This is a genomic window from Streptomyces sp. NPDC046900, assembly GCF_040644975.1.
Lineage (GTDB): Bacteria > Actinomycetota > Actinomycetes > Streptomycetales > Streptomycetaceae > Streptomyces.
In genome coordinates this window covers 1-25,266 of the sequence record NZ_JBEYXD010000088.1, presented here as the reverse complement: position 1 = coordinate 25,266, position 25,266 = coordinate 1, and the positions used below count along the sequence as shown (strand labels likewise).

The 25,266-nt window shown below is 67.1% G+C and carries 21 protein-coding genes; 14 read left to right on the top strand and 7 right to left on the bottom strand.

Annotated features, from left to right (window positions below; all coding sequences use genetic code 11):
- Positions 1–16: 16 nt before the first annotated feature.
- Positions 17–808, bottom strand: a complete 792-nt coding sequence (locus tag ABZ904_RS42160; protein ID WP_361829419.1) for an SDR family oxidoreductase — start codon at positions 806–808, stop codon at positions 17–19.
- Between the two features lie 213 nt (positions 809–1,021).
- Between ABZ904_RS42160 and ABZ904_RS42155 the strand changes: the two genes are divergently transcribed.
- The 3 genes from ABZ904_RS42155 to ABZ904_RS42145 all read left to right on the top strand — a co-directional run bounded on the left by ABZ904_RS42155 (position 1,022) and on the right by ABZ904_RS42145 (position 4,160).
- Positions 1,022–1,783: an FAD synthetase family protein gene (locus ABZ904_RS42155; protein ID WP_359403031.1), complete on the top strand. Its 762-nt coding sequence runs from the start codon at positions 1,022–1,024 to the stop codon at positions 1,781–1,783.
- Between the two features lie 181 nt (positions 1,784–1,964).
- Positions 1,965–2,609, top strand: a complete 645-nt coding sequence (locus ABZ904_RS42150; protein WP_360999034.1) for a cupin domain-containing protein — start codon at positions 1,965–1,967, stop codon at positions 2,607–2,609.
- Between the two features lie 150 nt (positions 2,610–2,759).
- Positions 2,760–4,160, top strand: a complete 1,401-nt coding sequence (locus ABZ904_RS42145) for a Xaa-Pro peptidase family protein (RefSeq protein WP_359403025.1) — start codon at positions 2,760–2,762, stop codon at positions 4,158–4,160.
- A gap of 499 nt (positions 4,161–4,659) precedes the next feature.
- Here the strand turns inward: ABZ904_RS42145 and ABZ904_RS42140 are convergent, their stop codons facing one another.
- On the bottom strand, positions 4,660–6,078 hold the full coding sequence (locus ABZ904_RS42140) for an FAD-binding oxidoreductase (RefSeq protein WP_361829416.1): 1,419 nt from the start codon (positions 6,076–6,078) through the stop codon (positions 4,660–4,662).
- A 931-nt stretch (positions 6,079–7,009) separates the two neighbouring features.
- Between ABZ904_RS42140 and ABZ904_RS42135 the strand changes: the two genes are divergently transcribed.
- The 8 genes from ABZ904_RS42135 to ABZ904_RS42100 all read left to right on the top strand — a co-directional run bounded on the left by ABZ904_RS42135 (position 7,010) and on the right by ABZ904_RS42100 (position 17,425).
- Complete coding sequence (locus ABZ904_RS42135) at positions 7,010–7,159, top strand: 2-oxo acid dehydrogenase subunit E2 (RefSeq protein WP_359403094.1); 150 nt, start codon at positions 7,010–7,012, stop codon at positions 7,157–7,159.
- Positions 7,160–7,568: 409 nt separating this feature from the next.
- A complete protein-coding gene (locus ABZ904_RS42130) occupies positions 7,569–8,153 on the top strand; it encodes a carboxymuconolactone decarboxylase family protein (protein WP_361829415.1) in 585 nt (194 codons plus the stop codon).
- Positions 8,154–8,419: 266 nt separating this feature from the next.
- On the top strand, positions 8,420–9,076 hold the full coding sequence (locus ABZ904_RS42125) for a TetR/AcrR family transcriptional regulator (RefSeq protein ID WP_361829413.1): 657 nt from the start codon (positions 8,420–8,422) through the stop codon (positions 9,074–9,076).
- Between the two features lie 1,033 nt (positions 9,077–10,109).
- Positions 10,110–11,639, top strand: a complete 1,530-nt coding sequence (locus tag ABZ904_RS42120) for a 4-hydroxyphenylacetate 3-hydroxylase N-terminal domain-containing protein (RefSeq protein ID WP_360999026.1) — start codon at positions 10,110–10,112, stop codon at positions 11,637–11,639.
- Between the two features lie 153 nt (positions 11,640–11,792).
- Complete coding sequence (locus ABZ904_RS42115; protein ID WP_359403010.1) at positions 11,793–12,653, top strand: cupin domain-containing protein; 861 nt, start codon at positions 11,793–11,795, stop codon at positions 12,651–12,653.
- A 157-nt stretch (positions 12,654–12,810) separates the two neighbouring features.
- Entirely contained in the window at positions 12,811–15,783 is a 2,973-nt protein-coding gene (locus ABZ904_RS42110; protein ID WP_361829410.1) for a BTAD domain-containing putative transcriptional regulator, read from the top strand.
- 101 nt (positions 15,784–15,884) lie between these two features.
- Complete coding sequence (locus tag ABZ904_RS42105; protein WP_359403004.1) at positions 15,885–16,424, top strand: flavin reductase family protein; 540 nt, start codon at positions 15,885–15,887, stop codon at positions 16,422–16,424.
- A 113-nt stretch (positions 16,425–16,537) separates the two neighbouring features.
- Positions 16,538–17,425 carry an NAD(P)-dependent oxidoreductase gene (locus tag ABZ904_RS42100; protein ID WP_359403001.1) on the top strand — a complete coding sequence of 296 codons (888 nt, stop codon included), beginning with the start codon at positions 16,538–16,540 and terminating at the stop codon, positions 17,423–17,425.
- Between the two features lie 658 nt (positions 17,426–18,083).
- Here the strand turns inward: ABZ904_RS42100 and ABZ904_RS42095 are convergent.
- Both ABZ904_RS42095 and ABZ904_RS42090 read right to left on the bottom strand, forming a co-directional pair.
- Entirely contained in the window at positions 18,084–18,329 is a 246-nt protein-coding gene (locus ABZ904_RS42095) for a hypothetical protein (RefSeq protein WP_361829408.1), read from the bottom strand.
- Between the two features lie 197 nt (positions 18,330–18,526).
- Entirely contained in the window at positions 18,527–19,126 is a 600-nt protein-coding gene (locus ABZ904_RS42090; protein WP_359402993.1) for a TetR/AcrR family transcriptional regulator, read from the bottom strand.
- A 56-nt stretch (positions 19,127–19,182) separates the two neighbouring features.
- Between ABZ904_RS42090 and ABZ904_RS42085 the strand changes: the two genes are divergently transcribed.
- Positions 19,183–20,505: a YbfB/YjiJ family MFS transporter gene (locus ABZ904_RS42085; RefSeq protein WP_361829406.1), complete on the top strand. Its 1,323-nt coding sequence runs from the start codon at positions 19,183–19,185 to the stop codon at positions 20,503–20,505.
- A 19-nt stretch (positions 20,506–20,524) separates the two neighbouring features.
- On the opposite strand, the gene ABZ904_RS42080 is transcribed toward ABZ904_RS42085, so the two are convergent.
- Together ABZ904_RS42080 and ABZ904_RS42075 are read right to left on the bottom strand one after the other, a co-directional pair.
- The gene (locus ABZ904_RS42080) at positions 20,525–20,941 is read right to left on the bottom strand and encodes a hypothetical protein (RefSeq protein ID WP_361829404.1); all 417 of its coding nucleotides are present in this window, start codon (positions 20,939–20,941) and stop codon (positions 20,525–20,527) included.
- 387 nt (positions 20,942–21,328) lie between these two features.
- Entirely contained in the window at positions 21,329–21,898 is a 570-nt protein-coding gene (locus ABZ904_RS42075) for a TetR family transcriptional regulator (protein WP_359402984.1), read from the bottom strand.
- Positions 21,899–22,006: 108 nt separating this feature from the next.
- Between ABZ904_RS42075 and ABZ904_RS42070 the strand changes: the two genes are divergently transcribed.
- The gene (locus tag ABZ904_RS42070; RefSeq protein WP_359402980.1) at positions 22,007–22,327 is read left to right on the top strand and encodes a hypothetical protein; all 321 of its coding nucleotides are present in this window, start codon (positions 22,007–22,009) and stop codon (positions 22,325–22,327) included.
- Complete coding sequence (locus tag ABZ904_RS42065) at positions 22,324–23,730, top strand: carboxypeptidase regulatory-like domain-containing protein (protein ID WP_361829402.1); 1,407 nt, start codon at positions 22,324–22,326, stop codon at positions 23,728–23,730. The genes ABZ904_RS42070 and ABZ904_RS42065 overlap by 4 nt, the downstream gene beginning before the upstream one ends.
- 510 nt (positions 23,731–24,240) lie before the next feature.
- Here ABZ904_RS42065 and ABZ904_RS42060 read toward each other — a convergent pair.
- A complete protein-coding gene (locus ABZ904_RS42060) occupies positions 24,241–24,981 on the bottom strand; it encodes an ankyrin repeat domain-containing protein (RefSeq protein ID WP_361829400.1) in 741 nt (246 codons plus the stop codon).
- Between the last annotated feature and the right edge of the window lie 285 nt (positions 24,982–25,266).

The following is a 25,266-nucleotide window of genomic DNA, read 5'->3' as shown; positions in this document are numbered from 1 at the left end:
GCCCGGGGGTCTGAGATCAGGCGACGGGCTTCGACAGCCCGCCGTCGACGCGCAGCACCTGACCGGTCACGTAGGAGGCGTCGTCGGACGCCAGGAACGCCGCCGCGGCGCCGATTTCGGCGGGTTCGGCCCAACGGTCGAGGCGAATGCCGAGCCCCTTGGCCATGCCGGCCCGAACCTCTTCGGCGCTCTTGCCCTGCTGCTTGCCCATGGCCTCGGTCTTGGTGAGCCACCCCTCGGTCTTCGTCATTCCGGGGGAGATGGCGTTGACCCGGATGTTGCTGGCAGCCGCCTCGGTCGCCAGGTAGCTCGTGAGCGCGACCACGCCCGCATTCACGATCGCCGTAGGACCGGTGTTGGGAATCACCGCGTGTGCAGTGGCGCCGACAACGTTGACGATGTTGCCGCTGCCGGTCCTGCTCAAGAACGGGAGAGCGGCCTGCGAGACGCGAAGGAACCCGATCAGCTTCGTGTCGAAGGCCGACGCGATGACCTTCTCGTCGACCCCCTCCAGGGCGGACGGCGCGAGCTGCGGACCTGCGTTGTTCACGAGGATGTCAAGGCTGCCCTGCCACGCGTGCACCTCTGCCAGCGCGCTGTTGACGGAATCCGCGTCGGTGACGTCCGCGACGACGGGGAGCACGTCCTCAGCGCCGGCTCCAGCGGTGAGACGGCCGGCCGCAGCCTTGACGGCAGCCTCGTCCCTGGCTGCGATCGCCACCTTGGCGCCACGCTCGAGCAGCGCCTGCGCGATGGCGAAGCCCAGGCCTCGACTACCACCGGTCACGAAAGCCGTGCGGCCCTCCAAGTTCCAACCTGCAGCCATGTTCGGCTCCTCCAGTCAGCGGTTCATTCCTTACTGCGGAGAGTGGATCTGAAGCGATGCGGCCACGGCAAGCGTGGTTAACGCAGGGTTCACACGCGGTCTGTCGGACCATCTCGCACCTTCCGAACGGGTAACGACACGAGGTGCACACTGACGCGGGCCCAGTCTGCTCTGAGGTCGAAGGAGGGAAGGGTGATGGAGGTCCTCAGCGTTGAGGTACCCCATGGGAAATGGCGCACCGATGGTCGCCGCACCGGTGGAGCGCGCTCGGGCGCCAGCGTCGCGATCGGGACCTTCGACGGCGTTCACCTCGGTCACCGTCAGGTCCTGAACGGGTGCGACACAGTGCTCACATTTGACCCTCACCCGCTGCAGGTGCTCGAGCCACGCCAGGTACCGAGCCTGCTGAGCGATCGCCGACGGAAGCTCCAGAAGCTGTGCAGCTTGGGGATCCGGCGCGTGGCGATCATCCCGTTCGACCACGCCTGGTCGCGAGTCTCGGCCGAAGACTTCGTCGAGGGTGTCGTTGTCGACCAGCTCGGTGCGGAGTTCGTCAGTGTCGGCGAGGGCTTTCGATTCGGCGCTCGGGGCGCCGGGACGACAGCCACTTTCGAACAGCACCCCGAGCTGAGCACCCGGGTTGTCCCGCTCGTCACGTGGGGCCCTGCCCGTGAGCCGATCTCTTCGACGCGCATCCGCCGGCTGGTCTTCGACGGCGACGTCGAATCGGCCGCTGAGCTGCTGGGAGTCTCCCTTGCCCTTCCGGCGGTCGTCGGCGATGAGGGACAGTTACTGATCTCGTACGAGTTCGCGCTCCCGGCACCCGGGTTCTATCTCGGGTACGTCGACTGTCACCCGTGCGTGCTTCGCGTGTGTCAGGACCGCACGGTCGAGGCCGTGAGCACAGCGCGGACCGGCACCCATGTCGAGGTGACGTTCGTGAAGCGAGCCTCATAGGTCGAGCCGACGTTCCACTCCTCCCTCAGGTGTTCGGGTTCCGCGGATCCCACTCCACCTTCGGGCATCTCACGCCCTTCTGGCTCGTTTAGTATTACTGCACATCAGTCCCGGGCAACGTCCGACGCCGATCAACGACTGCCCGTGGGCCGCATGCCGGAATCGAGGAGGGAACGGACCCGTGGAACCCGAAGCACGCGCTCGCTTGCGCACCGCTCGCACTGCGGCCAAGCTCAGCGTTCGTGAGTTGAGTCGCCGCGTCGGCATCTCACCGAGCATGTTGTCCCAGATCGAGAATGGGCACTCCGAACCCTCGGTGGCCACCCTCTACTCCCTGGTGTCGGAACTTTCGATCTCCTTCGACCAGCTCCTCGCCGGACCGGGGGTGGAGCACAGTCCAGGCCCACCGACGCCCCCCATGTCGCCGCTTGTCGAGGCCGATGAACGAGCTGTGCTCGTGATGGACAGCGGCGTCACCTGGGAGCGGCTTACGCCCGGCCCTGACCCGCTTGTCAGTGCACTGCTCGTGACCTACCCACCTGGCAGCAGCTCCTCCACGAACGGAGGGTTGATGCGTCACGATGGACGGGAGTACGGCTTTCTGATGTCGGGGCGCCTGACCATCCGTCTCGGGTTCGAGACCTACAGCCTCGAACCCGGCTCGTCCATCACCTTCGACTCTGCAGTTCCCCACTTGTATGTGAACGAGAGTGACGAGCCGGCGAGCGGCCTGTGGCATGTGGTCGTCGGGCGCGGTGCGTCGGGAACCGAGGGCCCGATCCCCGCCTGTCACCCCACTGACATGCAGCAAGGGGGCCGCTCGTAATGACCCCGCTGGTCAGCGGGAGTTGACGGCGCTTGCTCTCCAGGTGTTCAGTAGTACTGAACATGCGGAACATGCGTGCATCAGGCCGCATGCAGGCGGTGCGCGTGCGTTTCCAATACCCGCGACTGTGCGCTTGGCAAAGGACTTGTGATGGCGATTCCGACGTTTGGACCGAACGCGGTGGACTGGGAAACCCGCGTCGACATGAACAGGCTCCGCGACGAGCGGCTGGCCCGTCTCCGCGAGTCGTTGGAGCGATCCGACCTCGGTGCGGTCCTGGCCTTCGACTTCTCCAACATCCGCTACATGACCTCAACCCACATCGGCACCTGGGCAATCGACAAGATGATCCGGTTCTCCCTGCTGGTCAGGGGAGGTGAGCCGATCGTCTGGGACTTCGGTTCAGCCGCCAAGCACCACCAGCTGTACAACCCGTGGTTGGACTACTCCAAGGCTCACGCGGACGGTGATCCGCACGGAGCCCATCACGGGGCCGATGCCCGCAACCCGAGCGGCGCTCGCGCCGGCATCTCGACGTTGCGCGGCGCCATCAATCCTCTGGTCGGGATGGGCGACTCCGTCGCCCAGAAGATCAAGCGTGAGCTCGAGCTCTATGGGCTCCTGGACGAGCCGCTCGGCGTGGACGTCATCGAGCTGCCGGTCCTGACGGCCCTGCAGAACGCGGGCATCACGGTGGTCGACGGCCAGCAGGTGTTCTTGGAGGCCCGACGCATCAAGACACGTGACGAGATCCATCTGCTCACCCATGCCTGCTCGATGGTCGACGCCGCCTACGACAACCTCTATGAGTTTCTGCGGCCGGGGGTGCGCGAGAACGAGTGCGTGGGTGTGGTGGCCAAGACTCTCTACGACCTTGGTTCGGAGTTCGTCGAAGGCGTCAACGCGATCTCCGGGGAGCGGTGTGCACCACACCCCCACGTCTTCTCGGACCGCATCGTGCGGCCCGGGGATCCGGCCTTCTTCGACATTCTGCACAGCTACAACGGCTATCGCACGTGCTACTACCGCACGTTTGCTGTCGGCAGTGCCTCTTCCGCCCAACGCGACGCCTACACGCGCTGCCGTGAGTACATGGACGAGGCGATCAGCCTCGTCCGGCCCGGAGCCACGACGGCTGACATCGTGTCGGTGTGGCCGACGGCGCAGGAGTTCGGGTTTCCCGACGAGGAAGCGGCCTTCGCGCTCCAGTATGGCCATGGTGTCGGGCTGTCGATCTGGGAGAAGCCGGTGTTCTCCCGGCTGGTGTCCCTCGAGCACCCCGAGGTGCTCGAAGAGGGCATGGTGTTCGCGCTGGAGACCTACTGGCCGTCAAAGGACGGCTGGGGCGCGGCCCGGATCGAGGAGGAGCTCGTGGTGACCGCGGACGGGTGCGAGGTGATCACCAAGTTCCCCGCTGAGGAGCTTCTCGTCGCCGGCCAGCGCTACTTCACCGTCTCGGGACCGTTGTCGACCGAGCGCGACTCCCAGTCGCATCTCAACACGGTTGCCGGGAGCCGGTCCAGCCACCGAAACGCCACTGCTGACCTCTGACCGAGTCTTGTCAGCCGTCACTCCCGACTGGCCCGCTGGTCACGGCCTTTGCGTTACGAGGGGATCCTCACACAGTCGGCCGGCACTTTCCTCCCCGCCCTGCGCGGTGGAAAGTGCCGGCCGACCGAGCTCGGTCTTGAGTCCCATCAAGATCAATTCTTGGTGGGGCTCGCTGCTCTTCGGACAGCGAGGCGGCCTCTGCTCGATCGTGTGTCTCCACCAGGAGTCACGTTGATCAACAAGAGGCCGTAATGGAGTTCGCCGGACCATTCTCGGCCGTCCCTACGCCGCCGCGGCCGAGACGACCGCTGAGCCCGGACGCCGGCCTTTGATCATCCCGGAACGTCAGAGATGGTCACCGAAGGATCTGCGTGGAGGTCTATGGTCGGATTGCTGCGAAGACCACGGAATTGCCCCGCCGGGACGGGCCAAGGGGTGGAGCGACACGCCAGTCCGCTGGTGTGACGCTCAGCCGGTGTGACGCTCACCCGGTGTGCGGTCAGCCGGTGGTCTCAGGGGCGATGTTCTTGTTGAAGCGGAGCAGGTTGTGAGGGTCCCAGGCGGCCTTGATCGAACGCAGTCGCTGGTGCTTGGCCTCGCTGCCGTGTACTCCGCGCCGCCACTCTTGGCCCAGGTCGTCGGTGAGGTTGGCGTAACCGTTCGTCAGCGCGTGCGGCCGCATCGCATCGGTGAGGGTCGTGGCCCACTCGTCGTACTGCGCGTCGTACTCGGGTGTGTCCCACTTGCAGATGGCTTCCCACAGCCAGGCGGCTCCCTCACGGGAGAAGGCCGTGGCGTCCTCGTCGACGTCCTCGGAGATCGCGCCGCCCATGAACGAGATGTTGATCGAATAGATGACACCGGAGTTCGTCGGCAGGGCGACAACGTTCTTGAGCAGCACGTCGACCGCGTCGGCGGACAGTGCCGGCAGGTACCCACCACGCAGGTTCATGCGCATTCCGTAGGGGGCGACGGCGTCGAGCATGCTGTTCGCCTGGACCCACGTGGTCTTCGTGACCAGGTTGGCAAGCGGTTGGCCGAGCGTCGCGAGCGGCTCGACGACCTCGTTGGCCGTGGCGGGCTCTCCGGTGTACACCACGACGAGAATCAGCGCCGGCTTCCCGTGCACCTCCTTGGGCAGCATCGGCAGAGGGGGAGCATCGGCGATCGCGACCAGCAGGCCCAGCTCCCGCGGGACTGCGGCCAGGTGCGCGGAAAGCTTGCTGAGGACGTCTGCGGCCTGGTCGAACGGGAAGATCAGCTGTCCTGCGACGACGTCGGGGCCGACGGGGTGCGCGCGGTACTCGAAGGAGATGACGACTCCGAAGTTGCCGCCCCCGCCGCGCAGCGCCCAGAACAACTCGGGGTTCTCGGTCTCGTCGGCGCGGACCTTGCGGCCGTCGACGGAGATCATGTCGCAGGCCAGCAGATTGTCGACGGTGGCGCCGAAGCGCCGCATCAGGAAGCCGATGCCACCGCCCAGAGTCAGCCCGGCGACGCCGGTGCTGCTGACCGTGCCGGCGGGTACGGCCAGGCCGTGCTGCTGTGCGGCGGCATCCATCTCGCCGAGCCTGACGCCCGGTTGGGCCCGTACCACCCGGCTCTCCGGGTCGACCGTGATCGCCCGCATCCCGGAGAGGTCGATGACCAGTGCCCCACCGGGCATCGCATAGCCGTCCGAGCCGTGCCCCCCGCCGCGCACGGCCACGGGTATGGCGTGTGCGGAGGCGTAGCGCAGGACGGTCGCGACGTCACTTTCGTCGGCACACTGCGCGATGAGAGCCGGGCCCTCGTCGGCGGCACGGCCCTGGTACAGGGCACGCGCCGCGTCGTACTGGTCGTCGCCGGGCCGCAGTACCGCGCCGCGGAAGTCGGTGGGGAAGTCGGAGTAGGTGTCGCGTTCTGCTGACACGCTCATGGGCGGCCTCCTGTGTCAGGGACGCACAAGGCTGACCGGAAATTCAGCTTCCGATTGCGTCGGCGAGAACCTAACAGCGGTGGTGAAAAAGGCCCGTTAATGCTCGCTGGCGACCGTCACGTTGCGTTGCCGATGCCTGCGGGAACGTACCGTCCGATCAGCCCGCTGAGGTGGCGGGTGGGCTGCCGTCTGATCACACCGGGGATTCGCGCCGTGCTCCCCGGCTTGGGGCTTCGCGACCAACAGCCCCGCGAACCCGGGAACCGAGCCCTTGCGTACGCTGCTTCACCTGGAGGGGGACCAGTTGAGGTGCGGTGAGGCTTTCTCGGCGTTGATCACTCCAGATCCCGGGGAGGTGGCGGTCGTCGATGACCTGGGAGACCTCGGCGTCGCGGACCAGGCGGTGCACACATCCGCGTGCGCGGATCCAGTTCAGCACAGCACGGCCTGGCGAACGGCCCCATGGCATCCATCTGGACACGGTCGAAGTCGGTGCCGGCAGCACCGCCCGGCCTGTCAGGCGCAGTGCTGGCGCAGCTCCAGAGGGCGGCTCGACCCGCCGGTGCCGCGTCAGCCGAGGTTCGCCCCGTCGCGACGCCCCAGCGCGCTCTTCCACTGCCTTGAGGGCGGCGGGAGGCGCTCCCCGTCGCCGCTCCTCGACGGGCGGACCTTGGCTGACACGGCACTAGGTCGCCGCCGCCCAAGGCGCCTTCTGGATCCATTCTGCCCGTCGATGCCAAGGTTTCGCGAGCGAATGGTTGAAAATGGATCCATTCTCTGTCACGGTGAACGAGAGACACCATCAACGGCCCGCAGCGAAGACACCATCAGTTCCTCGCCCAGGCGTTGAGGTATCTCCGCCCGAGGCCTGGATGCGACCACAGCGTCTCGGACGAGGTTCGCGCGCCCTGCTGCGCACCCTCGGTGAGATCTGAGGCCTCAACCGAGGCAAGGTCGAAGCGGCGTGGCACGCGCGATGCGTTTCACCCTGTCCGGTGACCATCGAGCTGTCGACTGTGCGGTCGCGGCTCAGTGGATGCAGGAGTTCATCGGCCTCCTTGAGAACCCGTGCGGATCGTGACGTGACGTCCAGAGCGTTGAAGGACACCAATGAGCCTGTCCGAGCACAACCTTCAAGCGAAGACTCCCCCTGTCGCCTGGAGCGTGGCGCTGCGCGGTGCCGTACGAGGCAGGTCCATGGTGCAGACGACCACGGCCGCCTTGCTGGTCGGGTCAACTCTGTTCATGGTCAACCTGTACTCGCAGGTCCGGGACGGCCCGTTCACGTGGGTACTCACGATTCGCATCGCCCTGACCTTCCTCGTGCCGTGGTTCAACGCGACGCTGGGGATCGCGATCGGCTCGCGGAAACCTGGCGCTTCACCGCGTTGTCAGAACGATCCCGCGGATATGGCCAGGCCCCAGGAGTCTGCCCCACCTTCACCCCGATCCAGCCGCTTCCCGGCAGGACCCGTCGAAAGGTAATTCTCATGTCGCTGGTGCCGCTCCTCACGTCCGATCAGTTCTCATCGGTCGACCAACCCGCTCTCGCCCAGGGGGTGAATATGTACGGCGAAGTGCTGAACACCTGGGCGGGCATCGGCAACAGCCCCGGCCTGCTCGCCAAATACCTGCCGTTCCTCGGGCAGCTCAACGGCCCCGGCGCGTTGGATCAGCGTCTGAAGGACCTGGTCGCCGTACGCGTCGCCGTGCTCAACCACTGTCGCTATACAGCGAGTCACCGATGCACGTCCGCGCTGAACAAAGGGGTGGGGGTCGACGAGCTCGCGGCCGTTGCGAACGGCAAGCTCGAAGGGTTCACCGAGCAGGAGCGGCTGGCTCTTCAGCTGGCCGAGGAGATGACGGTCGCCATTCCGACGGTCTCCGTAGCAAGTGACCCCACCGGAGTCTCGACGAGTATCCGCGACGACGTACAGCGGACGTTCGACGCAGCGGCCCTGGTAGAGCTTGTCATGTGCATCAGCATGTGGAATGCGTTGTCACGCTTCCACCGTGTCATGGACTTCGAGATGGACATGCCGGAGGCGCCGGCACCCGTGGCAGCCCAGCTCTGAAACCGCGTAGGGCAGCGAGGCCGGTCAGGCAGGAATCTGACCGGCCTCACGCTGTAGCCGGATGCGCTACGCGCGCGGCGCGCAGCTTGCGAACGTCCTGCCGGTCAAGGCGGCCATCCCGCCAGCAGGCGAGGCGAGGCGAGGCGAGGCGAGGCGAGGCGAAGCGGGGACGCATCGCGAGCCGCTGTGCTCGCCGTGAACCGGTGCTCCGCAGCGCCGTGGGATTCGTAGTGCCCAGACAACATGTTGTGGTCAGGAAACTGCACGTGAGACATGAACAGGACCCGTCGGAACTCTGCTCCTCTGCGCCGATGCCGGTCCCGCCGCGCAAAGAGCGTGCGGATGCGGCGCGCAACCGTGCGGCGATACTCGAGGCCGCCGCAAGACTGTTCGACGAGCATGGCGCGGACGGCGCCTCCATGGACCAGGTGGCGGCTGCCGCGGGCGTGGGCAAGGGCACCTTGTTCCGTCGCTTCGGCGACAGATCCGGACTGGCCACCGCGCTGCTGACCGACTGCGAGCAGGCACTGCAGGGAGCCATCCTGCACGGCCCGCCCCCACTGGGTCCGGGGGCCCCGGCGTGCGAGCGCCTCGTGGCATTCATCGATGCCTACATCGACCACCTGATCCAGCACCTCGATCTTGTCCGCACCTCGGAGACCTCGACCGCGGGCGCGCGCTACCGGGCCCAGGCGTACCATTTCTGGCACCGCCATGTGACGACCCTGCTCAACGCCGTACCTGACCCGCAGGCCGCCGCCCACACGCTCCTCGCCACGCTTTCCGCCGAACACGTCACTGCGCTCCTCCCCGAACTCGGCGAACACAGACTTCGCGCCTGTCTGACCCACCAGGCCCGCATCACACTGCATGATCCCGGGAAGCGCACTTCGTCAGAGGTCCCCGGTCAGCAACCTGCGTAACCTCCCAGGAACCTGATCGAGTACGTCAACAAACGCCGTTTCAGTGCTGCTTGCATCGGCGGTCGTCCCGGGCCTGCAACCCCGGGTGTGCGTCGGGCGCGCCACCTTGACGGCGGCGCATCGGCGGACATACAGGTGCTCCAGGCGGTAGCGCGCGGCGCGACCAGCATCTACCTGCTGCTCCCCGCGGTTATGAATCAGGCCGGCCTTCAGGCGCGCGCGGCCCCGCTCGCCGCCTACCGGGCAGTGGATCAGATCCTGGATGACGGTGGACAGGGGGCGGCGGACTTGGCGGCGGTCCGCGAGTCGGTTCTTCGGCTGCCCGCAGTGGCTACTCCTGCGGGTGGCCTCATCGACTTCCGCGACACCTCGTGGGCGGTCCAGGCCGGCTACCGGCTCACCAAGGACCCGGCTCTGCCGGCAGCCCGTGGCCACAGTGGCGAGAATCCTGATGGACGGGCTTGCCTCCTTGCGCGCCATTTACTTCCGCGCCATTGTCTATATTTCGACGATGGAGTCGTGTGGGTCGGCGCACCCGTTCGCTGGCCGAACGCACAATGCTCCGCGGGCACCACATCGCTGCGCGATGTGCAAGCGAACATCCGTGATGCACACGGGTTGCCGGCGCCCTCGCTCCGCGTGAGTGCCGGCCAGGGACCCCAGTACAACCCTGGTGCCGCGCGGCAGGGTTGTCGCTCCAGGTGTTGCGCTTTCGGAGCGGCGCAGCATCGTTAACGGCGTCTCGGCGCGATTAACGCCCTACTAACACCTCCTGGCTAGCCTCAAAGGAATCAACGGCCGAGCGAGTGTCCACTTCACGGTGAGATGTTATTTCGCCGATTCGAACTGCGGAGTTCGAAGCGTCAGCCGATTGAGGCGCTGATTTCTCATCCTCTAACGCGTCGAGGGGTAGGTTCATAAGCGGGTTCGGGGAAATTCCCAGTGACGTTCTGTCGAGTGGAATTTGAATGACGACCCGGCAAGAACAGTCCATGCACGATGGTACTTGGTGAAGTGGAGAAGGTGGCATTTGATGCGAACTGGCGACCAGTACTTGGAGTCTCTCAGGGACGGCCGCGTTGTCTGGGTCGGAGGCGATCGGATCGATGACGTCACGACGCACCCGAAGACCAGGGCAGCGGCCAAGACGTTCGCGAAGTTCTACGACCTGCATCACGAGCCCGAGCTGCAGGACATCATGACCTTCGTCGACGACGACGGAGTACGTCGCTCGATGATGTGGTTCAAGCACGGGGATGCCGAGGGGCTGCGGCGCAAGCGTGTGTATCTGGAGACCGTGGTCCGGGAGCTCGATGGCGGATCGATCGGGCGGACCCCGTGCGCGAACAACTACGGCCTGGTCACCTACGAAGAGGATCCGCAGCCGTGGAGCGACCAGTCCGTGGGCACTGGCGGGCGTGACCTGACGGTGGGCATCCGGAAGTTCCTGGATCTGGTGAAGGAGGGCGACCTCAACTGCGCCTTCGCCTTCATCGACCCTCAGGTCGACCGGTCCAAGCAGAAAGCGGCCCAGACCGCACTGCGTGTCGTGGAGACTCGCGACGACGGCATCGTGGTCAACGGTGTCAAGGCCGTGGCCACCGGTGTCCCGTTTGCCGACTACATTCACATCGGCGTCTTCTACCGCCCGGCAATCGAGAGCGAACAGGTCATTTACGGCGCCTGTCCGGCGAACGCGCCGGGCGTCACGATAGTCTCCCGCGAGGCGACGGTGCGTGACGACTCCGACAACCACCCGATTTCTTCGGCCGGCGACGAGCTCGAGTGCACTGTCATCTTCGACAACGTGTTCATTCCGTGGGAGCTTGTATTCCACATCGGAAGTCCCGAGCACGCTTCGCTGTACCCGCAGCGCATCTTCGACTGGACGCACTACGAGTCCCTCATCCGGCAGATGGTCCGGGCCGAACTCATGGTCGGACTCGCGATGCTGATGACCGAGCACCTCGGCACCTTCCAGATTCCGCCGGTCCAGGCGCGTGTGGCGCGTCTCGTCGAGTTCTACCAGACGATGCGAGCCCATGTGATCGCGTCCGAGACGGAAGGGTTCATCTCGCCGTCGGGGCTCTACAAGCCGAACGTCCTGCTCTTCGACTTCGGCCGGTCGTACTACCTGGAGCGGTACGCGGAAATGCGGAACGAGGTGGTCGACCTTGCCGGCCGTGCCTCGCTCCTGTTCCCCACCGAGGAGCAGTGGAACAACCCCGAGCTTCACGGCTGGCTGGAACCGCTGCAGGCAGGTGCGGTCGGTGAGCCCTACGACCGTGTGCGCATCTCGCGCGTCATCCGTGACCTGTTCCTCACCGACTTCGGCGACAGGGTGAGCACCTTCGAGCAGTTCAACGGGACCCCGATGCTCCCCACTCGGATGCACACGATGAAGCGCTCGGAGCTCTCACCCTCCGGGCCGCTCACACAGCTTGCCCGGAAGGTCTGTGGCCTTCAGGAGCCCGACGCCCCCGAGGTGACGGCTTACACCGAGCAGGCCGAATATGCCCGACGCCTTGACGGCGCCCGGCTTGAGGGCTCGCGGGCCCGCTGAGCCGACGACGGTGCGGCGGCGGTTCGTGGCCGCTGTCGGCCGCGAACCGCCCGCCCTCACCGTTGCCCTGGGCACAGGCCCGATGAGGATCAGCAGTAACTGGGTGAGGGACGCCGGCGCTGGCGTCCCTCGCGTGTGGACGGAGAGAATGACATGGCTTATTACATTGCACGTGCGGCGGACCGGAAGTTCTTCGATGTCGAGGGCGTGCCGGGTCTTCGGCAGGCGCTCCTGGTCGGACACGAGCAGGGTGCTGCTCACCTGGAAGTGAGCTTGTACGAGCTGGCTCCTGGGGCGACAACGGGCTGGGCTCGCTGCCCGTTCGAGGAGTCGTGGTTCATCACCGGCGGATCGGGCGAAGCCGCCTTTGCCGGGCTGCGCTACGAACTTGGTTCCGGCGACTACGGTGTGGCGCCCGTCGGCATCGCCCACTCGCTGTCCGCCGGTGATGAGGGACTGACCTGGCTCGGGGTACGCGCACCGAAGCCGCCGACGTTCGACGGAGCCCGTAGCAGCATTGCCGCCAAGCCCTCTCCGGGTGAGAGTCTCGGTCGCCCGTCCGAGACGGACCCGCGGCATCGCTTCGTCGGGCACTTCGAGGACTCGGACCTGGCCCCGTACGCGCAGATATCGATGCCTGGCTACCACGGTCCCAACGTCAAGAACATCACCATCAGGATGATGGTCGACCAGCTCCTGGGAGCACAGCATCACACTGTCTTCGTGTGCGAGATCGCGCCGAAGTCCGGCCCGGGCAAGGCGGCCAAGGTCCACTACCACCCGTTCGAGGAGATCTACTACTTCACCTCCGGCGGGATGCGAGGGACCCTCGACGGCAACGACGAGGTCATCCAGACAGGTGATCTGGTGTGGGCAGGCACCAACGGCACACATGGTTTCGTCAACGAACGGGATGAGCCGGCCCGCTGGATCGAAGTGCAGTCGCCGATTCCTCCGACTTCGGACGGGTTCTTCTTCCCGGACGACTGGCGTGAAGTCCCGGATGATCACTGAGCATCGCCGAGGAACCAGGACGAGCACTGAGGATCACTGACGGGCACTGAGGAGCACGGAGGCTGGACGATCGATGGGTGACTCCGATTCCGATCGACCAAGTGACTCAAAGGCGCCGGGTCGCGGGCATCGCGCGATCATCAGACGGAAACTGGCAATGCCGGAGCCGGCGAAAGGCGTCGTCGTCCGCGACAGGCTCAGTCAACGGTTGAGAGGGCTTCTCGACCGCCACGCTGTGGTGAATGTGTTCGCGACAGCCGGGGCCGGCAAGACCACGGCAGTGGCCCTGGCTGTCAGTGACCTCGACAGGCCCGTCGCCTGGCTGTCACTCGACGGTACGGAGCAGGCGGCGGGCCGCCTGCTCGTCTACCTCGAGGCGGCTGTCGAGGGCGGTGTCCCCGGCGCAGCCGATGTGGCGACTGACGCCCTGAGCAGCAGTCTTCACATCGGTGAGGCAGCTGGTCTGCTGGCTGAAAGCCTCCAGGGGAGTCGGCTCATCCTTGTGTGCGACAACGTGGAACGCATCGCCCCCGACGAGTCCTGCATCGCCGTGCTGTCGTCCTTCGCCCGCTACCTGCCATCCGGCGTGAACCTCGTACTGATCTCGCGCGTCGATGTCCGCCTCGACCCGGGCTCGACGAGCGAGCGTGACCGGGTGGGTGAGCTGGTCGAGAGCGATCTCGCTTTCGACCTTGAGGAAGCGGGCGCAGCACTTCGAACTGTCGGCCATGTCGACGTGAATCCGGTTCAGGCGGTGGCGGCGACAGGGGGCTGGGTCACTGGCGTCTTGTTCGAGGGCTGGCGTCATGCACGCTCTCGCGAACTTGATCCCGACTCGCTGCGGTCCTATGTCGCAGCGCACGTCTTCAACTCGCTTTCCCTGGTTCAGAGGACGTTCCTCCTTCATACGAGCCTATTGGGGGAGGTATCGGTCGAGGGTGCCCGTGCCCTGGGACAGGAGAACGCAGCGCAGGTCATGGCGGATCTCCGCGCTCTGCATCTTCCGGTGACGTGGTCCTCGGACGGTTCGCGCATGACGCCGCACCCGGTGTTTCGCGACTTTCTGCACGAGGCTCTGGGACGGGAGGATGCCAGGGCGCTCGGCGTGGTTCGTCGTAGGCACGCCGAGGTCCTGATCGCCCGCGGCGAGCACGAGGAAGCCGTCGATGAGTTGCTCCGGCTCGGTGACCTGGAGGCGGCTGGGCGGCTGGCTGCCGTGGCTCTCCCCAACCTCGTTGCGCGGATGGACTTCGCGCCTGCGGCACGGTGGCTCGATGCCCTGGGAGCGTCGGTCCGGACTCTGACTCCGGAGATCGGATCGGTCATCCTGCGCGTCGCGTTCGCACTCGAGCAATCTCATCGTGGAGTGGAACTCGTCGATCGCCATGGATACGACTGGCTTCTGGAGCTGGGAGATCCCGACTTCGAAGAGGCCCATGTCCTGGCCTGTTGGTGCCTTTGGCACTCCGGGCGGATCGAGGAGGCGCAGTCGCTTGCCGATCGGCTGCCACCAGGCCGGAACTGGCTCATCGCGCAGACGCTGATCGCGCTGGCCACCGGCGCCGAGCATCCGCCTTTTCCCGAGTACTCGACCATGCCCTCCGGCCCACTCGACGGCTTGCTGATGCGGCTCGCTTTCATGCGCGGACGCCTTGAAGGACTCGACGACCCGAGTTCGTTCGATCCGTGGCGCACGAAACTCGGCCGCCCTTGGGTTGTCGCCGCGCTGCGCGCCACCGGGCGACTCGATGCCGCGATCTCGATGTTCGAGCCTCGCAGTGGTTCAGCGCAGCCCGTCTGGTTGCATGCCGTCGACGCCGTCGATCTCATGCTCGACCTCGGCCGCGGAGAGGAAGCCTGCGCGTCCATCAAGCGAGGAAGAGAGCTCATCGCGTCAACCGGCTCGAAGGTGTACAAGAACATGAGCCTGCTCGTCGAAGCCAAGCTGTTGCTGCGTCTCGAGGGTGACACACAGCGTGCCGACCGCGTGCTGGCGGAGGCAACTGCCAACGGAGCCTTGGAGTATGCCCTCACACGGGAGACGTGGCAGATGTGGTCGGGCCTGTCGATGCTTCTGCAGAACAGAGATGCCGAGGGGCACGAGCACCTCTCGGAATGCCTCCGGAGCATGCAGCAGGGAGACCGCCATCTCGATCTCCCGACGGCTGCCGTGTACCTGGCCGAGGCGCAATGGCGTCTCGGCCTCGAAGATGAGTCCGACGCCACGGCCGACCTTGCGATGGAGTCCGCCTCGACGCACGGAACGCAGCACCTGCTGCTGACGGCTCTGGCGGACGTGCCGTCGGTTGCGGCCAGAGCTGCGGACACCAAGTCCAGTCGCATGTCGCCTTGGCACGAGATCCTCGCTGTCCTCTCGGGCCAACATCCCGTACGCGTGAACGCGACTACGCCCCGACTGGTGCTCGAGGAGTTCGGCGAGCCGACCCTCACGATCGACGGAAACGTGGCTCAGCTTCGGCTGACGAAGAGCGTCGAGCTACTCAGCTACCTGCTCTGGACACCCGATCGCAGGGCTACACGCGAAGAGGTTCTCGGGGCGCTCTTCGGTGGCCGCAATGATGCTGCCGGCCGAAGCTATCTGCGGCAGGCGCTCTACCGGCTTCGCGAGGTACTGCCTGACGGCTTGGGCCCGGCGCAGGACGGCGACGTTGTCCGACTGGTCGGCCCCGCGTTGGCCATAGGCTCGACACAACGTGCAGTCGACCTCATCGCCCAGGCCGGGAGGCAGGACGGAGAGATTCGCCTCCAGACGCTGTCGCAAGCCCTCAGCATCGCTGAGAGAGGGCCCTACCTTGCGACGGTTTCAGGGGATTGGGTTGCCGAGCGTCGCGTAATCCTGGCGGACACCTTCATGTCGGCTCGAGTCGCCGCAGCCAAGCTCGCGTATCAAATGAACCGTTATCGCGAAGCAAAGGGACTGGTCGACCACGTGCTTCGCGAAGACCCGTACCGCGAGCAGGCCTGGCAGCTCGCCATCAGACTGGCGCATGCCAGCGGCAGCGACGACGCCGTGCTGGCCCTCTACCAACGCTACGTCGCCCGGATGCGGGAGCTCGGCGTGCCGCCGTCCGACGAGGTTCGCCGGCTCGTCGTGCAGCTGCGCCGATAAGCCTGGCCGATTTCGCGTCGATAAACATGTCGCCAGCCACACTCAAGCCGGCTGGCCACAGGAAACGCACAAGCCATCTCGTTACATGCAACGGAGGCATCATGGGTGCATCGACCGCGCAGGAGATGCGTGCTACCTATCGCGGAGCAATGGCGCGCTTCACGACCGGCGTCACGATCGTGACCACCATGACTCCGAACGGACCAGCAGGGATGACGGCCAGTGCTGTTGCGTCTGTTTCACTGGATCCGCTCTTGCTGTTGGTGTGCGTGGGAAACACCCTTGCGACGAGGGACGCGATTTCCGGCTCCGGAGTCTTCGCTGTCAGCGTCCTTTCGCGGGGCCAGGAACGGCACGCGCTCCGGTTCGCGAGTCGGTGTGACGACAAGTTCGCCGGCGTCGGGCTGCGAACCGACCACGACCTCCCCGTCGTCGACGGCTCAGTCGCTCACTTCGCCTGCAACGTGAACGAAGAGATCGCCGGGGGAGACCACACGATCTTCATCGGCGAGGTGGTCAGCTGCGGTTACTCCGTCGACCCGGACCCCCTCGTGTACTTCGGTGGAAGATTCGGCAGCCTCTGCGATCCCCGTACCCATGCGCAGCTTGCGTACGACTGGCAGCTCGCCTCATCGCTCTAGCAGGACCCCGCCCAGGCGCCCAGGCCAGGACCGCGCATCACCGTGAGGTGTCGGGCCTGGGTGATTTCAACAACCCCTTGCGCACGTCGCGCACCTTATCCCAGGAGATGAACGTGGACGTATCCGTGCTGGGTCTCGGCCAGATGGGATCCGCCATCGCCGAACGACTCATCGACGCAGGCCACGAGGTCAGTGTCTGGAATCGGTCGAAAGGCAAGGCTGACGGTCTGGTGGCCAAGGGCGCGTTCGAGCTGGACGCCCCCCACGAGGCATGGGCCCGATCAGAGGTCTGCATCACGATGGTCGCAGACTCCCGTGCCCTGGCCGATATCGCGCTCGCGCCCGACGGGGGGCTCGCCCACGCCGCCTCCGGCAAGGGACGGACTCTCATCGACATGAGCACTGTCTCTCCGGAGGTCTCCCGTGACGTGGCCGACGCGGCTGCGGCCGGCGGCGTCCAGTACCTACGCGCTCCGGTGAGCGGGAACCCGGGTGTGGTGCGGGCCGGGAACCTCACGATCATCGCCTCGGGTGAAGACGCCGTCTTTACGTCTGTCGAAAGCCTGCTCCGCGACATCGGCCCCCATGTGTTCTACGCCGGCGAGGGAGATGCTGCACGCATCATCAAGCTGGCTCTCAACCTCATGGTCGCCGGGACGGCCGAACTTCTCGCCGAGTGCATCGCATTGGCGGAGGCACACGACGTACAACGGGACAAGCTTCTGGAGATCGTCGGCGCCTCGGCGGTCGGGTCGCCGTTCGTGAAGTACAAGATCGGGCCCCTCCTGGCCGACGACTACACGTCGACGTTCAGCTCGCGGCTCATGCGCAAGGACGTGGACCTGGTCCTCGAGTCGGCGGCAGCCGGTGGAGTTCCGCTGCCGGTCACCGGCGTCGTGCAGCAGCTGCTTCAGGCGTGCATCTCGACTGGCCTGGGTGACCTGGATTTCATGGCGCTCCTCATCCGGCTCCAGCGTGAGGCCGGTCAGACATCTGCCTGACCGGCTTCGTCACCGGAGGCAGGAACAGAGGAGATCACCGCGAAGTCATCCACCGACGGTGCTGATGTGGGGTGATGAGGCTGCCTCTGTCCCTGACCTGCGCGGGTGAGTGCCTCGGTGGTGTTGCGAACTCACGGGTGCAGCGGCGGTAGGGGAACCACGAGACGCAAAGTTCGATGTGGTTGCGTGCCGGCCCGTCCCTTGAGTCAGGGACACCGACGAGCCGGGCACGGCCCTGGTTGAACTCCCGGCCCGGGTTGAGGGCGCGCCCGGGCCGGGGACGTGGATGAGTGCGCGGCGGTGATAGACCCCGCCGTCGACGGCCCCGCCGAGCAGGTCGCGCAGCACCAGGCGTTGTCTCGTGTAGTCCTCAGGGAGCTCGCATGCCTGAACCACACCTGTTGGAGCAGGTCGCAGTGCGACGACCATGACCTTCGTCTCCTGCTGCGGAGCTACTCTGATGTGCAGCGGGTGTCGGCCGCGTTCCCCCGTCGCGGTCGGCACCCGCTTTCGTGTCCTCTCAGACACCGCTGGTGCGGGCGGCCGGTAGGTCCTCGGACTCCAGCACTGCGGCGATGGCGTGCTCGGCGCGCGCGTCCATGGAGATGTCGTGGGCGCGGGTGACTTGGGTGACCCGTGGACGGCGATGCGTCGGCTTTCAGGTGGTGCTCGAACAGATGGCTCTGATGCTGGCGGACCGGGCCGGCACGCGTCTGGCCCGGGTGCTGACGGTCACCGCGAGCCGGTCAATGCCTCTGCGGTTGATACGCGCGCTGCCCGAGCCGGTGCCGCACACGCCCGGGCTGTAGCGCTGGAGGATGCGGTGGACGGTGGTCAGGATCCGCGGCTCGCGGTCGAGGAGCCCCTCGGAGTGGGGGAGGTAGAAGGGCTTCAGTAGGAGCACATCACCAACTGGCGAGGCACGTCCGCCCCGTCGATGTGGAGGCGGCGCGTCTGTGAGGTCCAACCGCTGACCGGCCGCTCCGAGGAGGTGATCCGTTCCCCGTCATGCAGGGGCCCGGCCACCCAGGCGTATGTCGTGGTCCAGTCCGGTGCGGGCGCGGTGTCCTCGGTTATCCGGGCGCTTTGCGGCGCGGGTGATCACGTGGTAGCGGGTTCCCGGTGTCCGGCGAGGAGCATGGTGATCATGGAGCGGGCGGTGGCGCGGAGTCGTTCGGGGTCCTGGTAGACGCGTTCTATGACGACGGTGCCGCGGGTCATGGTGATCAGGACCCGGGCCGCTTCGGCGGGCGGGACGGTGAGCCGGCCGGCAGCGTCCGGCCGCGAGAGCCGTTCGGTCATGGTGTCCTCGAGACGGTCGAGCATGCGGCGGATGGCGGCGCGGATGGGCTCTGCGTCCGCTTGGGTGTCGGTGGCCGTCTTGGTGGACAGGCAGCCGCGGGGCGGGGTGCCGCGGGTCATGGAGTTGATGGTGAAGTCGAAGAAGTCCTCCAGCGCCCATCGGACGTCCGGCTGGTCCAGGGCGGTGCCGGCGTCGGCGATGAAGGCGTCCGCGTAGTCCTCGAAGACGCGCAGGAACAGCGATTCCTTGTCCTGGTAAGCGTTGTAGAGCGAGCCGCGCTGCACGCCCGTGGCGGTCGCCAGGTCCTGCATGGAGGTCGCTCCGTAGCCCTGGTGCCAGAAGACGTCCAGGATCCGGCCCAGGGTGTGCTGCTCATCGAACTGCCGCCGTCCAGCCATGCGTCCACGCTAATTCATTTTTGACGCCATCGGCAAAGTTTGCAACGCTGTCAAACATGACGGGGTTGTCAAAGATGGCCCAGGCAGACGGGCCGGGCCATGCCCCGGCCCGCCGCGCCCGGGCGGAAAGCGGACACACGCATATGAACGTCACACCTCCCGGACCCGCTCCCTGGCGCGCCATCGCGGCGGGCGCGAGCGCGAGCTTCGTCGGCATCGGCCTGGCCCGCTTCGCCTACACGCCCCTGCTGCCGGAGCTCATCAACGCCCACTGGTTCTCGCCCTCGGCTGTCGCCTACCTGGGCGCGGCGAACCTCGCCGGCTACCTTCTGGGCGCGCTCGCCGCCCGCCGCGTCGCGCGGCGGCTCGGTGACCGACGGGCACTGCGCTGGATGATGGTGCTCGCCACGGTGGGCCTCCTGGCGTGCAGTGTCCCCGTCTCGGTGGTCTGGTTCTTCGGCTGGCGCCTGGTCTCGGGAGTGGCCGGCGGTGTGATCATGGTGCGGGTCGCCGGGGCCGTGCTGCCCCACCTGCGCGGTGAGCGTCGGGGACTGGCCGGCGGCGCGATCTTCGCCGGCCTGGGCCTCGGCATCGCCGCCTCGGGGACGTTGGTGCCACTCCTGCTGACCGCCGGCCTGAGCAGCACGTGGTTCGGCCTGGCGGCGCTGTGCGCGCTGCTCACGGCCCTGAGCTGGAGCGGATGGCCCACGCCCCGGGCGGCCGCGGCGTCCGGGGCCCCGTCCCGGGCAGGCGAGTCGGCCCGGTCGCCGCGAATGACGCTGCTCCTCGCGCAGTACGCCTTGATCTCGATGGGCCTCGTCCCCGCCATGTCCTTCCTCGCCGACTTCGTCAGCCGCGGCTTGGGCCGGGGTTCCGGCAGCGGCTCCATGGTGTGGATCGTCTACGGACTCGGTGCACTCGTCGGGCCCACCCTCTACGGGTTTCTCGGTGACCGCCTGGGATTCGCCAGGGCACTGCTTCTGATCACCCTGCTGCAGACGGGAGCGCTCACCGCGCTCGCCTTCGCGCACGGCCTGTCCGAGGTCGCGGTGCTGAGCGTCGTCATCGGGTCCTTCCCGCCCGGCGTGGTGCCCGTAGTCCTGGGGCGCGTCCACGAACTGGTGCCCGCACGCGTCGAGGAGCAGTCGGCGGCCTGGGGGAGGGCCACCGTCGCCGGTGCCCTCTCGCTGGCGGTGTCCGCCTACCTGTACTCGTACGTCTTCGACCTGACAGGCCAGAACCACCGCGTGCTGTTCCTGATCGGCGGCGGGGCCCTCGTCCTGGCGCTCCTGACCGGTCTCGCCGCGCGGTTCGTGCGCTCAGCCGGGGAGCGCGCGGCCCATGCGACCACACTCGAGCCCGTCACGACCGCGGGCTGAGAGGGCCCCGGCCGGCACGTCACCGACCGACACGGCCTGGAGCGGGAGCGCGCCGTCGCGGTCTCACCCCGGTGAGCCGGCGCCCCTTCAGGCCGACGACCCGGACGACGGTCCGGCTCACGCTGTTGCCCTCCGCGTCCCGGGTCGTGGCCCGCACACCGGCGAAACGGGGGCCGCGTGGGACGTTCAGCCGCCCGCGCCACGCGTCGCCGCCGTGCTGCCGCCACGTCCGGTGCCAGGCGGCCCCGTCGTCGAAGCTGACCTCCAGGGTGACTGCGCGGCTCGGGGCCGCACCCCGGGCGCCCGGCAGGTGCGAGGCCCCGACGCTGATCTCGCCCTGGCGCTGCGCCCGTCCGGCGAGGTTGCTGCAGACCCTGTAGCCCAGCGGGAGCGGCTCCAGGGTGGTGTTGCCCGCGTAACCGGAGCGAAGCCCCATTCGGTGTGCGTACGGGCGGCCGGTCCGGCAGGTCGCGGCTGCTGCCGACGACGAGAAGGCAGGGGAGCGGGTCCGGGGAGGGCACCTCGGCGTAGACGAAGTCCACGCCCTGGGCGCGGAGTTCGTCACTCCGGTGGAGCGAGGTCTCCGCCGTGACGAGGCCGTCGTGGACGACGCCCGCGTGCCCGCCGGAGTCGCGTCAGGCAGGCGTCCCGAACAACGGCGAGGGGCAGGTGGCGGTGATCGGGCCTGGAGGTCGTGGTGTTCGGCTTTGAGGTTGCCGGGTCGGGTGAGCAGCATCCGGGCGAGTCTGCGCGGGGAGACGTGACGGCGGTCGGCGTCCGCGCGGCCGGCGTCGGTGTCGTCCGCCTGCGGACCGGGCGGGCGTCAGCCCGACGCGGCGACTGCGCGCTCGATGAGGTGGTGAGCGGCCGCGTCGGTGCGGGTCACGTCGTGGGTCACCAAGCGGTCCTGGCACAGTCCGCGCAGGCCGGACACGAGCAGCGTGGCCCCCGCCCGAGCCTGCTGCGGCGGGTGGCCCAGCCGGGCGTAGGCGGCGGCGATGGGGCCGAGCATGACCTCGACGGTGTCCGCTGCGAGGTCGCCGTACTGCTCCGGATCGGTGGCGGCCAGGCTGAGCAGTTGCAGCAGCATGCGGACCGGCCCGGCCTGCTCCCCGACGGTCATCGCTTCCCACAGGGCATGGGCGGCCTCGCGCAGGCCGGCGGTGTCGTGGACGTCGTCGAACATCGCGTGGGCGTCGGGACGGCTGGCGGCCAGCGCCTGGGCCAGCAGGTTCTCGCGGCTGCCGAAGTAGTACAGAAGCATGCGCTTGGTGGTGCCGATGGCCTCGGCGAGCGGGCTCAGCGACATCTGCGCGAGGCCGTGGTGCTCGAGGTACTGCACAACCTGCTTCAGCAGCTCGGCGCGCTTTTCGGCATTGAAGGGGCGAGGCACACCTTTGACTGTACCGATCGGTACGCGTAAGGTCCATCGGGCGTAGGTGTGCCGATCGGTACGTCAACGAATTACTGCAATGGCGACGGCCGGGTGCGAGGAACGGAGATGAGCGTCATGGAGCTGGCTGCACCGCGAATGACGATCGCGGAACGTAGCATCGGAGGACTTGGCCCCACCGTCGCCCTGCGGAGGTCCAGCAGCGACTCCGAGATCCCCTCGCGAACCGTGGAGGCAAAGAGAGCCGGCGTCGTGATGGCGCTGACCGCCCGCACAACGCGGCCGGTGCAAGGGCGCGGCCTGGGTGCGGACGAACTGGTCCACCGGCACTGGCGCGGCGGCCGTGACATCGCCGTACATCCGGTCGGCAGTGTGCACGACGAGTACTACGGCGTGGCTCACGGCAGCGTCCAAGGGGCGGCTCTGTGAAACACCGGATCGAGCGCCCTCAGGGCATACCCCTGGCCAGGACTCTGGCCGAGACCCTGATGTTCCCGGCAGTACTCTTCCTCGGCCTTCTGTTCTGCTTCCCCACGGCCTTTCACGCGCCTCAGCCGCACCACGCGAAGATCGCGGTCGCTGGGCCGGCAGTGGAGCCCAAGGTCGATACCGCCCTGCAGCTGCAGCATCCCGGTGGGTTCGATGTCACCGCCGTGGCGGACGCGCAGGAAGCCCGCCGGGCGGTGCTGAACCGGGACGCCGTGGCGGGCTACGCCGTCGAGGGCAGACACAGCAGTGTTCTGTACGTGGCCAAGGCCAACGGGATGTCCCTCGAGTTGGCACTGACCAAGGGTTTCACCCAGCTTGCGGCGCACAACCACCAAAAGCTCACAGTCACGGACGTGGCGCCCACCGTGAGCAAGGACCAAAATGCCACAACCTTGGTCTATTTCGGGGTCGCCTGGAGCGTCCCCGGCTACATACTCGCGACAACCCTGCTGCGGGCGGTGACCTTCAACCGTCGCAGGAAACTGATGACCATCGTGGGCGTCTCTGCCCTCTTCAGCGTCGTGGGCTTCTACGTCGGCGTAGGCCTGGACTACTTCCCCAACGACTCCTCCGTGCTGGCGATCGCCTTCCTGCTCACCACGGCGGTGGCCACGTTCGCCTCCGGCGTGGCGCCTTTCACCAAGCAGTTCTTCCCCCTGGTGGGTATGGGTCTGTACATCGTGCTGAGCGTGCCCTCCAGCGGTGTGTCTCCCGTCCCGCTGCTGCCGACGTTCTTCCAGGACCTGCACGCCGTCATGCCGCTGGGCAACGCGGTGGACGCCCTGAAGGGAGTCCTGTACTTCGACGATGCGGGGGTGCTCAGGCCGGTGCTCGTGCTCTGTGCGTGGATCACGGCGGGTCTGGCCCTGCTGGGCCTCGACGCGTGGCGGCGCCACCGGATGGCCGCACGACAGGGCGCGGAGGTCGAGCAGGAGGACATCGAGGAGGTTGAGGAGCCGCCGGTGGAGGATCCGTCCGTGGAGGCGCCCACGCCCACCGCTCTCCCGGTCCACCACCACCACCAGTTCGGCGAGCCGTTGCCGATGCTGGAGGGCACCGTCCGCGACGAAGAGCAGCAGCCCGTCCGCCATGCCGCCGTGACCGTCATGGACACCCGTGGCCGGCAGTTGGTGCGGACCACGACGAACGCGCAGGGCGAGTACGCCGTGACCGGTCTACCCGAGGAATTCATAAGCGTTGTGGTCTCGTACCCCGGCCGAAATCCGGTGGTCCACCAGAAGTTGCTGCAGTCCGGTGTGGCGGTCCGGGCCGACTTCACCATGCATGACCGGCGCAACGGGGCGTCACCTCGCATGCCGTCCAATGGAGTGGTCCGAAAATGAAGCATGAGTCCTGGTCATCGAGGTCGTGACTGAGGCGTGCTGCATCACCTCCACAGTCACCGCCACCCGGTAGGTCGAGCTGCGGATGCGTAGCACGACCTACCCGGCGGCAACCCCTGGGTGGCCTGCCGTGTCTGGGTGTGGGCACTACCGGTTCGGTAGGGGACCGGGACGCGGCCGTCGAACGCCAACACCCTGCCCACCCAGTAACACCGCGACATCCCGCCGGGTGCGGCCTTCCGCGGGCCGCACCCGGATCCACGCGCCAGCGATTGCAGCCGTGTGAGCCAGGAGCTGGATCAATCTGCTCCTTGATCGGCCGGACAGCCGCTGAAGCGCCGATGAGTCCAAAGCCGATGACGGTCGTGGGCGTCTATCGCTATCCCCGGTGTTTCGATTCCGGCGTGCGTTGTTCACATGGAGAGGCTGGTTCTGAGCCTCCACCAAGCAAATAAGAACAGCTCATGCCCCTGGCACTGAACGGGAGGCCTTCACCTTGGTGGATCGGCATCAGCCTTGGGCGGCGCCGCGCTCCTTCAGCCAGTCAACGAGAATCTGGCGCCTGGTGTCGGCTGCGCCTGCGACCTGGAGCGGCGTCTGCTCCGAGTAGCCGGGAGTGGCGTTGATGTTGGCGCCCTGGGCTAGGAGATGTTCGGCCATCCGGCGCTGGCCGCCGTGGCAAGCCTGCCAGAAGGCCGCATCGATGTCGCTGCTGGTCGGCGGCGGGTCAGCAGCCAGGAACTCATCCACCATGGCCCGGTCCCCGAGCGCGGCCGCCTCCCAGAGGCTACCGATGCGCGCGCCTCGGGCGATGAGCAGTCGAGCCACGTGCCAGCACCCATAGCCGACAGCATTGGCCAGCGGTGTGCCGATCGACCCGCCGGGGACCTCGATCTTCGCACCGCCATCGATCAGTGCAGCGGCCACGTCGACGTCGTCGCTGCTGGCCGCCCAGTGCAGCGGCGTCTCGTCGCAGCGGGTGGGGTGGCGGAAGCTGGGGTCTGCCCCCGCTTGGATCAGCAGGTGCACGGTCTCGGGGCCGTTGGGGAAATAACCCGGCCAGTCGGCGACCAGGTGCAGCAGGGTCTTGAGGCCGCCTTTTCGGTCCACCAACCTGGCGCGGGCCAGTTGGGGGTCCTCTGCAAGGAGCCGTCGGATCGTATCGATATCGCCCCCGCGGACGGCGAGCACAAGCTCAACGGCCAGCGGGCCATCTGCCGGGATCTCCATGGCAGTCGTCTCATCGCTCACGGACACAGATCATCGCAGCAAGCCCGCACAACAGGCACTCGTCGTGCAGTCCAACGTCCCGGTGACGGACGTGGCGTCGCCGGGGTGCGGGTCGAGGAGGTCGGTGCGGCGGTCGCGGCGTTGCGCGGCGGCATGGATGTCGCGGTGGACGGGGACGTCGCCGTCGGCCGCTGCGTATCAGCGAGGTGGCCGACCGGCGGGGGGTCGCCGGGCGGCAGAGCTGCGCATTCCTGGACCAGGCTTATGGCGGTGTCGTTGAGGCGTGCGAGGAGTTCGTCGGGCTCC